Origin of the sequence: Actinomycetospora corticicola (genome assembly GCF_013409505.1) — a bacterium.
Lineage (GTDB): Bacteria > Actinomycetota > Actinomycetes > Mycobacteriales > Pseudonocardiaceae > Actinomycetospora > Actinomycetospora corticicola.
The window spans coordinates 5,144,927-5,160,113 of record NZ_JACCBN010000001.1 but is presented as its reverse complement, the minus strand read 5'-3'; the positions used below and the strand labels follow the sequence as shown (position 1 = coordinate 5,160,113).

Annotated in this window: 13 protein-coding genes; 6 read left to right on the top strand and 7 right to left on the bottom strand. The window is 75.7% G+C overall.

What is annotated here, in order from left to right; genetic code table 11:
• Positions 1–15 precede the first annotated feature (15 nt).
• A complete protein-coding gene (locus BJ983_RS25080) occupies positions 16–753 on the top strand; it encodes a methyltransferase domain-containing protein (RefSeq protein ID WP_179796301.1) in 738 nt (245 codons plus the stop codon).
• A 76-nt stretch (positions 754–829) separates the two neighbouring features.
• Positions 830–1,897, top strand: coding sequence for a cupin (locus BJ983_RS25075; protein ID WP_218890466.1), 1,068 nt, complete (start codon positions 830–832; stop codon positions 1,895–1,897).
• 72 nt (positions 1,898–1,969) lie between these two features.
• Here the strand turns inward: BJ983_RS25075 and BJ983_RS25070 are convergent, their stop codons facing one another.
• Together BJ983_RS25070 and BJ983_RS25065 are read right to left on the bottom strand one after the other, a co-directional pair.
• On the bottom strand, positions 1,970–2,380 hold the full coding sequence (locus BJ983_RS25070; protein WP_179796300.1) for a DUF2795 domain-containing protein: 411 nt from the start codon (positions 2,378–2,380) through the stop codon (positions 1,970–1,972).
• A gap of 116 nt (positions 2,381–2,496) precedes the next feature.
• Positions 2,497–3,606 carry a glycoside hydrolase family 27 protein gene (locus tag BJ983_RS25065; RefSeq protein ID WP_179796299.1) on the bottom strand — a complete coding sequence of 370 codons (1,110 nt, stop codon included), beginning with the start codon at positions 3,604–3,606 and terminating at the stop codon, positions 2,497–2,499.
• Between the two features lie 64 nt (positions 3,607–3,670).
• On the opposite strand from BJ983_RS25065, the gene BJ983_RS25060 reads away from it, so the two are divergent.
• Positions 3,671–4,141, top strand: coding sequence for a hotdog fold domain-containing protein (locus BJ983_RS25060; protein ID WP_179796298.1), 471 nt, complete (start codon positions 3,671–3,673; stop codon positions 4,139–4,141).
• 105 nt (positions 4,142–4,246) lie between these two features.
• A complete protein-coding gene (gene eccB, locus BJ983_RS25055; protein WP_179796297.1) occupies positions 4,247–5,662 on the top strand; it encodes a type VII secretion protein EccB in 1,416 nt (471 codons plus the stop codon).
• Here the strand turns inward: eccB and BJ983_RS25050 are convergent, their stop codons facing one another.
• From BJ983_RS25050 to BJ983_RS25035, 4 genes are all read right to left on the bottom strand, one after another.
• Positions 5,663–7,234: a protein kinase domain-containing protein gene (locus tag BJ983_RS25050; RefSeq protein ID WP_179796296.1), complete on the bottom strand. Its 1,572-nt coding sequence runs from the start codon at positions 7,232–7,234 to the stop codon at positions 5,663–5,665.
• Between the two features lie 203 nt (positions 7,235–7,437).
• Entirely contained in the window at positions 7,438–9,891 is a 2,454-nt protein-coding gene (locus BJ983_RS25045) for a UvrD-helicase domain-containing protein (RefSeq protein ID WP_179798231.1), read from the bottom strand.
• A 116-nt stretch (positions 9,892–10,007) separates the two neighbouring features.
• A complete protein-coding gene (locus BJ983_RS25040) occupies positions 10,008–11,069 on the bottom strand; it encodes an MBL fold metallo-hydrolase (RefSeq protein WP_179796295.1) in 1,062 nt (353 codons plus the stop codon).
• 4 nt (positions 11,070–11,073) lie between these two features.
• Positions 11,074–11,793: a pyridoxamine 5'-phosphate oxidase family protein gene (locus BJ983_RS25035; RefSeq protein WP_179796294.1), complete on the bottom strand. Its 720-nt coding sequence runs from the start codon at positions 11,791–11,793 to the stop codon at positions 11,074–11,076.
• Positions 11,794–12,243: 450 nt separating this feature from the next.
• Between BJ983_RS25035 and BJ983_RS25030 the strand changes: the two genes are divergently transcribed.
• Positions 12,244–13,443, top strand: coding sequence for a heparin lyase I family protein (locus BJ983_RS25030; RefSeq protein ID WP_179796293.1), 1,200 nt, complete (start codon positions 12,244–12,246; stop codon positions 13,441–13,443).
• Positions 13,444–13,522: 79 nt separating this feature from the next.
• On the opposite strand, the gene mihF is transcribed toward BJ983_RS25030, so the two are convergent.
• Positions 13,523–13,834, bottom strand: a complete 312-nt coding sequence (gene mihF / locus BJ983_RS25025) for an integration host factor, actinobacterial type (protein ID WP_026204617.1) — start codon at positions 13,832–13,834, stop codon at positions 13,523–13,525.
• Between the two features lie 334 nt (positions 13,835–14,168).
• Here mihF and BJ983_RS25020 point away from each other — a divergent pair, with 334 nt between their 5' ends.
• On the top strand, positions 14,169–15,128 hold the full coding sequence (locus tag BJ983_RS25020) for a DUF4190 domain-containing protein (RefSeq protein ID WP_179796292.1): 960 nt from the start codon (positions 14,169–14,171) through the stop codon (positions 15,126–15,128).
• Positions 15,129–15,187 lie beyond the last annotated feature (59 nt).

Below are 15,187 nucleotides of genomic sequence, written 5' to 3'. Positions count from 1 at the left end.
GCCTAGCGTCGTTCCGTGCCCCGTGCGACGACGTTCGGCCTCCGTGCCACGGACTACGACCGGCTGCGGCCCGGTCCCCATCCCGAGGCCCTGGAGCGGGTCCTGCCCGCGGACGCCGGGCGGGTCGTCGACCTCGCCGCCGGCACCGGCCTCGTCACCCGCGCGGTCCTCGCCCGGCCGACCCCACCCGCCGTCGTGATCGCGGTCGAGCCCGACGCCCGGATGCTCGGGCTGGTCTCCGGCGCCGTGGCGGTGCGGGGCACCGCGGAGCACCTGCCGCTGCGGGACGGCAGCGTGGACGCCGTCGTGGCCTCCTCGGCCTGGCACTGGTTCGACGCGGAGGCGGCGACGGCGGAGATCGCCCGGGTGCTGCGGCCGGGCGGGACGCTGGGGCTGCTGTGGAGCCGGGCGGATCCGACGGTGGACTGGGTCGCCGAGGTCCGCGGGATCGGGCGGGCGGCCGCGGACGGGTCGGCGCAGCTCTCGCGGCGCGGGTTCGCGTTCTCCCTGCCGGACGGGCACGGGTTCGTCGACGACACCCCGGACGCGGTGCACGTCGGGTGGACCCGTGCGATGACTCGCGACGAGGTCGCCGGGATGGTGTGCACCTACAGCGGCGTGCTCGAGCTCGACGACGCCGCGCAGCGGGAGGTCTTCCGGGTCGCGCGGGGCCGGCTCGACGACCTCGTCGAGGGACCGGATCCGATCGACGTGCCGTTCGAAACCGTGGCACGACGATGGACGCATCGTTAGTTGGCGCATTCATGATCTCGGCGCCGGGGTAGCCACGAGAGTCCCACCGTTCGGTGAGCGCACACCGGGAGCCGCCATGACCGCCACGCTGCCCAGCAACTCCTCCACCACGCCCGCGCGATCGGGGGGCGACCTCGACGCCGTCGACCTCGACGCGATCGACCCCACCGTCCCGGCCGAGCCGGTGAACGTCGCCGAGTTCGGCTTCGAGGGCCGCTTCGAGGACTGGACCGCGGACACCCGCTGGTTCGAGTACACGAAGGCCGCCGACCCCGTGGGCCTCGGCTACACCCCGAAGGTCCCGGCCGAGCGCTTCGGCCCGGAGCTGTGGCAGGGCGGGCGGACGCGGATCACCCCGCTCGACCTCTCCGAGCCCCTCGGCATCACCAGCGGCCCGGCCACCAGCCCCGGACTGGTCGCGAACTTCGTCTCGATCCGGGCCGGCGACAACGTCCACACCGAGGTCAACGCGACCTCGCAGCTCTACTACGTGATGACGGGCCGCGGCTTCGCGGTGGTGAACTCCTCGCTCATCCGCTGGCAGAAGGGCGACTTCATCACGCTGCCCGCGAGCAGCCCGGCGACGTTCCACGCCGAGGACGACGCGGCGATGTACTGGGTGCACGACGAGCCGCTGCTGCGCTACCTGGGTGCGGACGCCACGAAGCCGCGCTTCCGGCCGACCGTCTTCCCGCGCAGCCGCGCGGTCGAGGAGCTCACGAAGGTGGCCGAGGCGGACGGCGCGAGCGCGAAGAACCGCGTGTCGGTCCTGCTCGCGAACGCCGAGGAGGAGCAGACCCTCACGATCACGCACACGCTGTGGGCGATGTTCGGCCTGCTCCCCGACGACCAGGTGCAGAAGCCGCACCGCCACCAGTCGGTGGCGCTCGACCTGATCCTCGACTGCGAGGCGGGCTGCTACACGCTGCTGGGCCGGGAGCTCGACGAGAACGGCGAGGTCAAGAACCCGACGCGGGTCGACTGGGAGCCGGGCGGCGCCTTCGTCACCCCGCCGGGGCTCTGGCACTCGCACCACAACGAGTCCGGGCGCGACGCGCACCTCATCCCGGTGCAGGACGCCGGGCTGCAGACCTACCTGCGCAGCCACGACATCCGCTTCCAGCGGTTCGGGAACCACAGCTAGGTGCTCCGCAGGTGAGCACTTGGTGGGCCTATAGCCCCACTCAGTGCTCACCTGCGCGGAGCGCACCTGCACCTAGACGGGGCGGGGCATCCCGGGTCGGCGGGCGGCGAGGGCGCGGTGGGGGGCCCGGGCCGGGGCGGTGGCCCGCACGGGCATGGCGCCCGGCCGGCCGGCCCGACCTGCCGGGGCCGGCCCGCGCATGGGCGGCGTCACCGGCACGGGCCGGCCGGTGAGCACCGCGGCGAGGACGCCGAGCACGTCGTGGACCGACGCGTACTCGGCCTCGGGCACCCGGCCCAGCAGCTCGCGGGTCACCGTGTCGCACCCGTAGAGGTCGCCGGCCGTGAGGATCTGCCACCGACGCGCCGGGAAGTCCAGCTCGCGCAGGATCGGCACGAGGCGTTCCGCCAACGCCGCCGGGGAGCACTCGCGCATCGCGAGGCCGGGGACGACGACCGGCTCGTGGCCTGGGGTGGAGGGCATCGGGTGCTCCTTCGGGTCCGCGGCGCCATGCCGCACCGAGTGGTTGTTGCCCCGTCGTCATGTTCCATAACCCTTGTTCTGCGCCAGATGAGTGTCGAACGTTCCGGTGACCGGAATCAGCTCACGACGACGACGGTGCCGTGCGCGGGCACCGGATCCCCCGGCACGACCTCGCCCCCGGCCACCACGTCCCGGCCCGCGACCCCCGACGGCACCTCGACCGGCCCGTCCCCGAGCGCGGTCACCGACACCGCGGTGCGGCCGTCGGCGAGGGGCCGGCGCAGGACGAGGCGGTCCCCGGTCCAGGTCACGACGGGCGCCCGCCACGCCGGATCCTGGTCGATCGCGACGAGACCGGGGTTGTCCAGCAACGTCAGGGCGGCGGGGTCGTCCCGGGCCGCCGCGGCGACGTCAGTTCCGATCAGCAGCGGGGCCGCCAGCATCGACCAGACCGCCATCTGGGTCGCCTGCTCGGTCGGGGTGAGCCCCGGATTGCCGACCTCGAGCATGTCCGGGTCGTTGCCCCGCGCGTACGGGACCGCGGTGGTGAGCCGCACGATGTCGGCGACCGAGTCCCAGTCGTCGGCCACGTCGTGGGTGGTGCGCCAGACCTGGGCGATCCCCGCCGCCCACCGCCAGGGCGCCGAGTTCCCCTTGTCGCAGACCGCGAACACGATCGGCCGCCCGGTCGCCCGCAGCGCGGTCGCCATCGCGGTGTACCGGGCGATCGCGTCGGTACCGGCGGTGGAGCAGTCGTCCTCCTTGACGTAGTCGACACCCCACGCGGCGAACGACGCGGCGTCCGCGGTCTCGTGCCCGAGCGAGGCGGGGAAGCCCCGTGGGTCGCAGGTCGCGGTCCCGGCGCTGGTGTAGAGGCCGAGCCGGAGGCCGCGGGCGTGCACGTAGTCGGCGAGGGCGGCGATGCCGTGCGGGAAGCGCACGGGGTCGCCGACGAGGCGCCCGGACGCGTCGCGCCGCGGTGCGGCCCAGCAGTCGTCCAGGTTGACGTAGCGGTAGCCCCGGTCACGCAGCCCGGTCGCGACGAGGGCGTCGGCCTGGGCGTGCACCCAGTCCTCGTCGAAGGCGTCCGTGCAGCCGGTCGCGTTCCAGTTGTTCACGCCCATCGGCGGCGCGGCGAGGGTGACCACCGGGATCGGCACGGCAGGGCCGTCGGCGGCCGTCCCGAGCACCAGGAGCGTGGCGAGGAGCACGAGGAGGGACCGCATCGGGACCGACCCTGTCGCCCGGACCTGTGTGCACCATCGGTTACTCCTGAGTAGGTTCTCTCCCATGAGCGCCGTGCTGTCCTCCTGGAACCGCTTCTCCGGCTCGCTGCCCGGGCGGCTGCTCGTCAGCGGCGCGGTCTGGCTGCGGGCCCCGTACTTCCTGACGGCGGCTCCGGTGATCTCGGAGCTCGACCAGAAGCACAGCCGGGTGCGGATGGCGAAGTGGTGGCTGGTGCACAACCACCTGGGCACCGTGCACGCCATCGCCTCGTGCAACCTCGCCGAGTACGCGATGGGGGTGCTGGCCGAGGCCGCGGTGCCGCCCGGCCACCGCTGGATCCCGATCGGCATGGAGGTCCGGTACCTCGCCACGGCGACGACCTCCGTCACCGCGGACGCGCAGTGGGCCACCCCTCCGACCTTCGGGCCGGACAAGGAGGACGCGACCGTGGAGGTCGCGATCCGCGACGACCGCGGCACCGAGGCCGTGCACGCCTCCATCCGGCTCCGGATCTCGCCCCGCCCGCCCCGCTAGCCCGTCCCACGGCTCCCCCTCGACGCCCGAACGGCCTGCTCGCGCCGGGAGATCCGGCGAACGGGCCGTGCGCGCCCCGGTGCGTGTGCCAGGCTCGGGCGCACCATGACCGCTCCGCCCGAGTCCCCCGGTCGTCGTGGCGCCACGACTGGCCAGGTGGTCGCGGCGCGGTTCTCCGCACGGCGGATGACCTCGGCGCTCGTCCGGCGTGACCCCGCGCCGACGGTCGACCCGCTGCGCTCGCACGCCCGCGCCACGATCGCCGGGGCCCTGCTCGCCGCGCTCGGGCTCGGGGTGGCGGCCGTGCTCGGGGCCGTGCACCGGCCCGCCGACTGGCGGGCCGCGGCCATCGTCGTCGGGGAGCGCAGCGGCGCGCTCGCCGTGGTCTCCCGCGCCGACCCGCCCGCGCTGATCGGCGTCCCGAACCTCGCCTCGGCCCGGCTGGCGGCGGCCGCGGTGGCCGGTGCGCCGACGCCGGTCGACCCGGTGGAGATCGACGACGACGTGCTCGCGGCGGCACCGCGGGCGCGCCCGGTGGGGATCGTGGACGCCCCCGTCCTGCCGCCTCCGGACCTCCCCGGACCCGCCGTGTGGTCGGTCTGCGACACCACCGACCCCGCCGCCGACCGGGCCCGCCCCCGCACCGCGACGACGGTGCTCGCCGGGGCCCGGCCGCCCGGCCGTCCGCTCGCACCCGGCGAGGGACTCGTCGTGGTGGACCGGGCGGGGCAGAACTGGCTGGTCCTCGGCGGTACCCGCGCCCGGCTCGACGTCGCGCGGCCCGCCGTCGTCGAGGCCCTCGGACTCGGCGGCCTGCTGCCCCGACCCGCGAGCAGCGGGTTCCTCGCCGCGCTGCCGGAGGCGCCGCCCATCACGCCCCCGGTGATCCCGCGCCGCGGGGCGCCCGTGCCGGCCGACCTCGCCGGGGAACGGGCCGGCGGCATCGTCCGGCTGGTCGGGGCGGGCAGCACCGACACCTACCTGCTCGTGCTCACCGACGGGGTGGAGGTGGTGCCGGAGCTGCTCGCGCGCCTGATCCGGCTCGACGACCCCGCGCTCGCCGGGGTCCCGATCCCCACGGTGTCGCCCGCCCAGGTCGCGAACACGCCGATCTCGCGGGCGATCGACGTCGGCGCCTTCCCCGACCCCGCGCCCGTCCCGCTGCCGCCCGACCGCGCCCCGACCGCCTGCGCGGACCGCACGGCCGGGTCGGCGCCGGGTGCGGGCGTGACGGTCGCCTCCGACCCGTTGCCGCCCGGGGTCACGCTGCGCCAGGCGGACGGCTCGGGTGACCGCGTCGACCGCGCGGTGCTGCCCGGCACCGGCGTGGCGGTCCGGGAGGAGGACGGCGCCCTCGTCGTCGTCGGGGCGACCGGCTCCGTGCACGGGGTGCCCGACGCCGCCACCGCCGAGGCCCTCGGGCTCGGCCGGGCCCTCGCGCCGGCGCCGCAGGCCGTCATCGGGCTGCTGCCCACCGGCCCGCCGCTCTCGGTCGAGGCGGCCACCCGTCCGCTGGGGTGATCAGCGTCCGGCGGCGACGACCTGGTTCGGCTGGGGCTGCGGGTTCGGGTCGGGGTTCGGGTCCGGCACCGGCGCGGACGACGTCGACCGCCCCGTCGGCTCGGTGGTGACCGGCGGCGCGGGCTGCGTGGTGACGACGGGCGGCGCCGCCGGCACGACGGGGGCGACCGGCGCCGGCGTCGTGGTCGTGGTGCGGGCGCGGGCCCGCGTGGTGGTGACCCGGACCCGGGTCGACTCCACCCGCTCGGGTGCCTCGGTGGTGGTCGGCACCACGACGGAGGGGACCGGCGGGGCCGGGATCTGGGTGGGCACGGCGGGCAGCGGCGTGGCCCGCGCGCCGGCGACGAGCGTGTAGGCCAGCGCCGATCCCGCGACGAGGACGGCCGCCAGGGCGATCCCCACGGCCACGAGCACGCCGCGGCGACGGCCGGAGCCCGGCGTGGGCCCGGTGGGCGACTCGGCGACGTACGGGCCGGTCGGCGCGCCGGCGGCGACCAGGGGACCGGATGCGTGGACCGCCGGCCCCGGGGAGAGGGGCACCGCGTGGGTCGGCGCGGCCATGAGGGCCGGCGAGAGCACCGTCTCGGCGTCGAGCCCGATCTCGCGGGACACCGCCCGCATCGCCGCGAGCACCTCGTCGGCCTCGGGGCGGGCGGCCGGCTCGTCGGCGGTCATCGCGACGAGCAGCGTGCGCAGCGAGTCCGGGAGTCCGGTGGGGACCGCGGGACGGCGGTGCAGGCGGGCGACCGCGGCCTCGAGGGCGTTGCCCGGGTACTCGCGCCGGCCGGTGAGGCACTCGATGAGGACCAGGCCGAGCGCGTAGACGTCCACCGCCGGCGTCACCGCCTCGCCCCGGACCTGTTCCGGGCTCAGGTAGGACGCCGTACCGATGACCATGCCGGCCGCCGTGACCGGCGCCGCGTCCCGCACGGCGGCGATCCCGAAGTCGGAGAGGTGGGCCCGGCCCTCGGCGTCGAGCAGGACGTTGCCGGGCTTGACGTCGCGGTGGACCACGCCACGGCGGTGCACGTAGCCGAGCGCGTCCGCGAGGGCGGCCCCGAGCGCGACGACGTCCCCGAGCGGCAGCGGCCCGCGCCGGATCCGCTGGGCGAGGGTGTCCCCCTCGATGAGCTGCATGACGAAGTAGGCGCGGCCCCGGTCGTCCCCGACGTCGTAGACCGTGACCAGCCCGGGGTGCGACAGCGCCGCGAGCGTGAGGACCTCGCGCCGGTTGCGGGCGTCGGAGCCCTCCTCGAGGTCCCCGACCAGCTCGGCGGGCGGCGAGGACGGCCGCGGCGCGGAGCCGCCGTCGCCCGGGCCGTAGCGCGCGCCCTCGCCCTCGCCCTCGCCCGCCGCGTCGGGCGCGGGGGCGTCGGCACCGTCGACGGCGGCCTCGGCGTTGGCCGCGGCGACCACCTCGCCGCCGGCGCCGAACATCTTGATGGCCACGTCGCGGCCGAGCAGCTCGTCGCGGGCGCGGTAGACGTCGGCGGCACCGCCGCGACCGATGAGGTCGCCCACGGAGTAGCGCCCGCCCACGACGGCAGGCGGCCCGGCCTCGGTCGTGCTCACCGCGCCACCTCCTCGAGCTCCACCCGGGCCATCATCCCCCGGAACCCGGCCCGGCGTCCGCGATCCGCGCGGACGGGCCCGGGGTTCATCCCTGGTCAACGACGACGTCGGGCGTCGGACGCGCGTCGTTACGCTCCTGTGAGCAGGGTTGTCCCGATCGTGACGAACGGGAGGCCGGCACTCCACCGACCGCCCGGTACGGCTCAGCCGACGGGCGTGTCGGCCGCGGTCGCGAGCGCGGCGAGGACCGGCGGCAGCGGCCCGGGATGCACGACGTCGAGCGACCGCGTGGCCCGGGTGAGGGCGACGTAGAGGTCGTTCAGCCCGCGCGGGGACTCCTCGACCATCGCCGCCGGGTCCACCACGACGACGGCGTCGAACTCGAGGCCCTTCGCGTCGGACACCGTGGAGACGATGACGGCCACCTCGAGGTCGGAGCCGCCGCGCCCGTCGTCGGGGGTGGCGGCGCCCTCGGTGACCACGCCGTCGGCCACCAGCCGGGCCCGCAGGCCCTCCACCCGGCTCTCCGGCGCGAGCACCGCGACGCGGCCGTTGCCCTCGGCGTCGACGACCTCGTCGGCCGCGGCCCGGGCCGTGGTGGCCACCTGGTGGTCCAGCCCCTCGGGCTCGGTGGCGACCGCGCGCGGCGGCACGCCCGACTCACGCACCGACTCCGGCGGCTTCTGCCCCGGGTCGATCACGGCGAGGACGTCCGCGGCCACGGCGGCGATCTCGGCGGGCGTGCGGTAGTTGACCGTCAGCGACTCGCGGCGCCAGCGGGCCGCCACATAGGGCGAGAGCACGGAGTGCCAGGAAGAGGCGCCGTCGCGGGCACCGGTCTGGGCGACGTCACCGACCAGCGTCATCGAGCGGCTCGGGCAGCGGCGCATGAGCACCCGCCACGCCATCGGCGAGAGCTCCTGCGCCTCGTCGACGATGACGTGCCCGAAGGTCCAGGTGCGGTCCTCGGCCGCCCGCTCGGCGGCGCTGGCGTAGGACACCTCGCTGCTGCGGTCGGCGAGCACCGAGGCGTCGACGACGTCGGTCGGACGCAGCAGCTCCGGGTCCCAGTCCTCCTCCATCGCGAGGATCTCCAGCACCCCGGCGGCGTAGGCCTCGTCGGCCTCGCGCTTGCGCTCCGCCCGCTCCCGCTCGGCGGTGTCGTCCTCACCGAGCAGCTCGGCGGCCTCGTCGAGGAGCACGGCGTCGGCCGGGGTCCACCACTGCGGGTCGAGCGGGTGCCGGGGCCGGCTCTCCCGCGCGAGGAGGGCCCGGTCGGCCTCCGACCAGCCGCGGGTCGCCGCGGTGATCCGCTTCGGGTCGGTGAACAGGTCGACCAGTAGCTGCGGCGGGGTCAGCGTCGGCCAGAACGCGTCGAGCGCGGCCATGAGGTCGGGGTCGTCGCGCATCGCCTGGCGGATGTCGGCGAGGTCGCCGCGGTCGAGCAGGCGCCGGTCGGAGTTCGGCACCTCGGGGTGCGAGCCCTGCGTGGCGATCCGGTCGCGCTCCCGGCGCGCGAGCAGGTCGACCGCCTCGCGCAGGAAGGTGCGCTTGGCGTCGTTGTGCGGTCGGCGCGTGCGCCGCGCCCGCGTCCGGGCCTGCGCCACGAGGTCGCGGTCGATCTCCACCGGCTCGCCGTCGACGACGAGGCGGACCGGCCGGCGCGGCAGCTCCTGCCGGTCCCGCACCGCGGCGGCGAGCACCTTCGCCATGTCGAGGTCGCCCTTGCGGGCCGAGCGCGCGGACGTCTCGTGGCCCTGGGCGGCCAGGCCGGGGTACAGCTCGCCGACCGTCTGCAGGAGCACCGACGTCTCGCCCAGGGACGGGAGCACCTGCTCGATGTAGCGCAGGAAGGTCGGGTTCGGCCCCACGACGAGCACTCCGCGCTTCGCCAGCTGCCGCCGGTGGGTGTAGAGCAGGTACGCCGCGCGGTGCAGCGCGACCGCGGTCTTGCCGGTCCCCGGGCCGCCCTCCACGACGAGGACGCCGTTGACCCCGGCGCGGATGATCCGGTCCTGCTCGGACTGGATGGTGGCGACGATGTCGCCCATGCGGCCGGTGCGCCCCGCCGTCAGCGCGGCGAGCAACGTCGCCTCGCCGGTCAGTCCCCCGCGCTGCGCGCCGGACGCCGCGGCGGCCTCGGCCAGGTCGAGGATCTCGTCGTCGACGGCGAGCACCCTGCGGCTGCGCGTCCGCAGGTGGCGGCGGCGGCGGATGCCGTCCGGGTTCGCCGCCGTCGCCGTGTAGTAGGGCCGGGCGACCGGCGCGCGCCAGTCGATCAGCAGCGGCTCGTAGTCGTGGTCCTCGTCGAGCAGCCCGAGCCGGCCGATGTAGACCGTCTCCTGGTCGAAGCCCGGCACCTCGGGGTCGGCGTCGCCGGTGAGCGCCTCGGGCTCGACGTCGAGGCGGCCGAAGCAGAGCCCCTCCTCCACCGCCGACAGCGTCGCCAGCTGCTCGGAGTACATCGCGGCGGCCGCGTCGCGCTCCGAGACCGCCTGCGGGGTGCCGGTCGTCTCGTCGCGCAGCACGCGGGCGAGCAGCTCGGCGGTCTCCTTGCGGCGCACGTCGAGACGCCCGTAGAGCATCGAGACGTACGGCTGCTCGGCGGCGACCGGATCTCCGGGCGCCGGCTCGATCTCCGGTGCGGCGGGGGACACGGGGTGGGACAAGGACGACCTTCGTTCGCGCTCGTGCGTGCCTGCTCCTGCGACGGCACTCCAGCGTAACCGCCCCGCCGTGGGGTCCCCGTCCGGAGACGACGGGCGGGGCCGGGTCAGGCCCCGACCGTGTGGCGGGCGGTCCCGTCGTCGCCCTGCTCCCGGACCACCCGGCCCTGCGCGGCGAGCACCTCGAGGTGGGCGTCGGTCTCGAGGACCGCGAGCACCCGGTGGAAGCCCTCGAGGTCGTCGAGCTTGGACTCCCGGCGGGTCCACGTCATCGCCGCCGCCACCTCGGCCGCCGTCGCGTCGCCCGCCACCACCCGCCGCTCGATCTCGGTCAGCCGGGCGTCGTGGTGGTCGAGGAGCTCGTCGATCCGGGCGTGCACGCTGGGCGCCACCGGCCCGTGGGCGGGCAGCAGCCGCCGGTCGGGACGCTCGCGCAGCCGGGCGAGCGAGGTGAGGAAGCGCTGCAGCGCCCCCGGCCGGGCGTCGGGCTCGAAGCCGATCGACGGGGTGATGTGGGGCAGCACGTGGTCCCCGGCGAAGAGCAGCCGCTCGGAGGCGGCGTCCGCCCCCGCCGTCCCCTCGGCCTCGAAGACGAGATGGCCGCGGGTGTGGCCGGGGGTCTCGAGCGCCGTCAGGGTCCGGTCGGCGACCGCGATGCGCTCCCCGTCGGCGAGCCAGCGGTCGGGCAGGGCGTAGTCGGCCATCTCCTCGTCGGAGGGCGGGGGGATCGTGCCCGCGACCTCGTCGGCGAGCGCCGCCGCCCCGGCGACCCGGAGCCCGGCGAGCTGGGCGCCCATCGGGGTCGGGCGCGTCGCCATCAGCTCCAGCGAGTCCCGCTCCCCCGCCCCGAGCGCGACCTCGGCGCCGGTCTCGCGGCTCAGCGCCACGGCCTGCGTGTAGTGGTCACGGTGCATGTGCGTGACGAGGAAGCGGGTGATGTCCCCGACCGCCGCGCCCGATCCGGCGAGGGCGGCGTCGAGCACCTCGCGCGCGGTGGTGAGGGTCCACCCGCCGTCGACCAGGGTCAGCCCGTCGGGCCCGGACAGCACGTAGACGTTGACCGCACGCAGGGCGTCGAAGGGCAGCGGCAGGGGGACGCGCAGCACCCCGGGCGCCACGGGTTCCGGCTCGGGTCGGCTCCAGGCGTGGCGGTCTCCGGCGGCAGTCATCCGCTCAGGATGCCGCCCCCGCGCCCTCCCGCTCGTCGGACGGGGACATCTCACGTTCCTCCGCGGCCCGCGCGGCCTCCGCGGCGTCGGCCGCGTCCTCGGCCCGGCGGGTCGCCGCCGAACCGAAGAAGTCGCCGCCCTTCGGCGCCGTGGCGTCGGTGCCCCAGCGCCGGCGGCGATCGGCCGGGAGCATCCGCGGGATGTGCTTGCGGCAGTGGATGTAGGCCTCCTCGACCTCCACGACCACCCACAGCTCGGCCTTCCGGCCGGGCACCGGGTCGGACGGCAGGTCGGGGTACTCGTCGCGCAGCTCGGCGTCCTCCACCACGCGCGCGGTCCCGTTGACGTGCAGCCCGATCAGGTCCTCGACGAAGTCGATCATCATGAGGCCGACGTGCGGGTTCTCGGCGATGTTGCCGAGGCTCGCCATCACCCCGTTGCCGCGGTACTCGGGGTAGGCCACGTGGCGGTCGTCGAGGACCTCGACGAACCCCTCGGGCCCGGCGCGCAACGACGAGTCGCACTCGCCGTGGCCGTCCGAGGTCGCCACGAACAGCATGCTCATCCGGTGGACGAAATCCACCATCGACGGGAGCAGCCGGTCGCGCACCTGGTCGCCGTAGAAGCGTTCGGCGCGGGCGGTGGTGCCGAGTCGTTCCTGCAACCGGTGTTCGCCGCGCGAACCGGGCAGCAGGTCACGCGGATCCAGGGCAGCGTCGGTCATGGTCCTCGTCTCGCGTCGGGGGTCGCGGGGGGCCTCGGCCGACGATGGTACGGACGCCGACGATCGGCCCCCAACCGGCGGACGCGCAGGTCGGAGGCCGTTCGGAGCAACTTGAGAGTGAACTGCGTCACGCTCCGACCGCGGCCGTCGACGTGACCTGCACGTCCCGTTCGGGAGATCCGGCCGTGAGCAGGAAGAACGTGACCGATTCGTGATGAAGGCCTCGCGCGCGGGGCCCACGCCCGCACGACGGGATCACCGGGGAGTCCCTACGGTGGTGATCGACCGGTTCCCACTGCGGTTCCGGTCCCGGACTCGACGCGCCCGCCTGTCCCGGCGAGCCCGGCCCCCCGAAACCGGTGCGGGACAGGCGGACACGTCGCGACCCGTCGCGACACCGGCTCGCTCCCCCTCGACCGGGTCCCGTGCGCCACGACCGAGGACCGACCCATGGCTCGACATCGCTCCGGGTCCCCGACCCCCCGCACGGGGTCCTGGCCCGCAGCGCTGGACGCCCCGGCGACCGGACCCCGCCCGTACGGCGGTGGTCGGCACCGCGGCGACCCGGCGACCACCCCGCTCGACCTCGCCGCCATCGCCCGCGCCGCCGCCGAGGCCCGGGGCGGCGTGGACGGGCCCGCCACCCCGGCCGCGGCTCCGTCGGGCCCGCCGACCGCCGCGCCGCGGACCGGCCCCCTGCCGACGCCGCCGCGGGCCCACCGCGCCCCGCGGGTGCGGGCCCTCACCACGACCCGCGCCGCCGGCGCCCTGGCCCTCTTCGGCGCCCTCGCCGGAGCGAGCGTCGCCGCGGCGAGCACGGGCCCGACCTTCCTGGCCGATCCGCCCGCCGACACCGGCGAGTTCGTCCGCCCGGACACCCAGGCCGTCGCCCCCGCCGGGGTCTCGGAGGCCGTGGCACCGCGCGTCAGCCCGCACACCACGGCGCCCGCCCCCACCGCCACGACGACCGCGGCGCCCGCCACGACCACGAAGCCCGCCCCGCGCGACGACGGCGGCCGCACGCTGTGGTCGGCGGACTTCCGCGAGGCCGGCCTCGCCAACTTCAAGTCGACGCCGTGGAACAACCAGGGCGCGAAGTCGCCGACGCTGGCCGGCGGCCTGCTGAACTTCCTCATGCCCGGCGGCGGCAAGCGCTCCGAGGTGGAGCCGGACTTCAAGAGCCTGTCGGAGGGCGACGAGTACTACTTCGGCTTCTCGGTCCGGCTCGCGCCCGATTTCCCGGTGAACACCTCCGACTGGCAGGTGATCACGCAGTTCAAGAACGACGGCACCGGGACGCCGCCGCTCGAGCTGAAGGTGCAGGACGGCAAGTTCCTGATCGACGGTGACGGCGGCGGGTTCTCGAAGGTCGTCGGCGACGCCACGCCGGGCCAGTGGACCCACCTCGTGCTCAAGGTGAAGTTCTCGTCCTCCGACGGCACCGTCAGCGCCTGGCAGGACGGCGTCCAGCGCTTCGCCGACTTCGCCCCGCCGTCCGGGACGCTGTACCCCGGCAAGGACAGCTACGTGAAGACCGGCATCTACCGCGACACCTCGATCGGACAGGCCGGCAAGCTCTCGTTCGGCAGCTGGGCGATCGGCACGAGCCTCGGCTCGGTGAGCAAGGACCTGCCCGCCGGCACCGACTGAGCGCCGCGACATCCCGCACGACGACGACGGGCCCGGTCACCTCGCGAGGTGACCGGGCCCGTCGTCGTGATGGGTGGACTCAGCCAAGGGCCGAGACCAGCGCCTCCTTCTGGCGGGCGCCGAGGCCGGCGACGCGCCGGTCCTCGGGGATGCCGGCCTGCTCGAGCACCGCCGCCGCCTTGGCCGGGCCGTAGCCCGGCAGGGCGCGCACGAGCTGCGACACCTTGGTCTTGCCCGCGATCGGGTCCTCCTTGCCGCGGTCCAGCACGGCCGGGATGGTCTCGTCGCCGCTCTTGATCCCGGCGAGCAGCGCCGAGCGGGCCTGACGCGCCTCGCGGGACTTGGCCTGGGCGGCCTCGCGCTGCTCGGGGGTCAACGTGGGGAGTGGCATGGTCTCCCTCTCTCCTCACCTGCGCAGGTCTGGGTCAACTGCGACCGCGCCCCGGACGGGCCGGCCGGTGCCACCATCGCGCACCGCGTATCGGTGGTCGACGTCGGGGGCAGGTGGTAGCCCCGATGCCGGTGACGGTGGCCGGACGCTACACGGGGCCGCGATGCCACCACGGGCTGACCTGCTGTTATCGCACAACGTCACGTTAACTACGCCATTCGAGTGGCTGATGTCCGAGTTGCTTGGCAAAGAGCTCTACGAAGAGTGACGGTATGCGGCGTAGCCCGGCAGTGTCCGGACCCGCCGGCACCGCCGGCCGACCAGGGAGAACGCCATGACCCAGCACCTCGACCGCCCCGTCACCCCGATGATCGACACCGCCGTCGCCCCCGCCGCGACCACGCCGGTCGAGGGCACACCCCAGGTCCAGAACCCGGGGTGGCCGCCGCCCGGCCCCGCCGGATACGGGACCCCGACCGGATACGGGACCCCCACCGGATACGGGACCCCCACCGGATACGGGACCCCCACCGGATACGGGACCCCCACCGGATACGGGACCCCCGCCGGCACCGTCGCCCCGGGTGCCGTGGCCGTCGAGCCGCCGCTGAACACACTGTCGTGGCTCTCCGTGGTCGCGGCGTTCGTCGTCTCGCCGGTCGCGATCGTCCTCGGCGCGATCTCGCGCCGGCAGATCGCCCGCACCGGGGAGCGCGGCCGGGTGCTCGCCACGACCGGCATCGCCCTCGGCATCGTCTTCACGCTCATGGGGATCCTGTCGACGATCCTGGTGCTCTCGATGGTCACCACCGTGACGTACACCCCCGCGCCGGCCCCGGTCCCCGCCGGCGCACCGTCCCCGGCCGCCGCGGCGCCGGCCGCGACCGACGCCGGGGCGACCGGCTCGTCGGCGGGTTCCTCGGCCGGGAGCTCGACCGGGTCCGCCACCGGGCAGGCCGACCTGCTCACGGCCTACCTCGACCTGATCGGCGCCAACCAGACCTTCGACACCAATTGGCAGGCGCACGACACGGCGGCGGAGCTCCGGGCCGACATCTCGGAGTACCGGAACGCGGTCTCGACGTTCCGCGACGCGGTCGCCGCGGCGGACGTGCCCGCCGAGCAGCGGGCCCGGCTCGACAGCCAGCTCCTGCCCGCGATCGACAAGGTCCTGGCCGACTGCGACGGCATGCTGAACGCCCAGACCGACGCCAAGGTCAAGGCGGCGGCGAAGGCCTTCGACGCCGACAACCCGGCGATGGTCCAGACCGCCGCGGACGCCATCAGCAGCTGATCCACCGGGGGGAGAGGACGGCCCGGCGTCGGGAGCCACGCGGCTCCCGACGCCGGGCC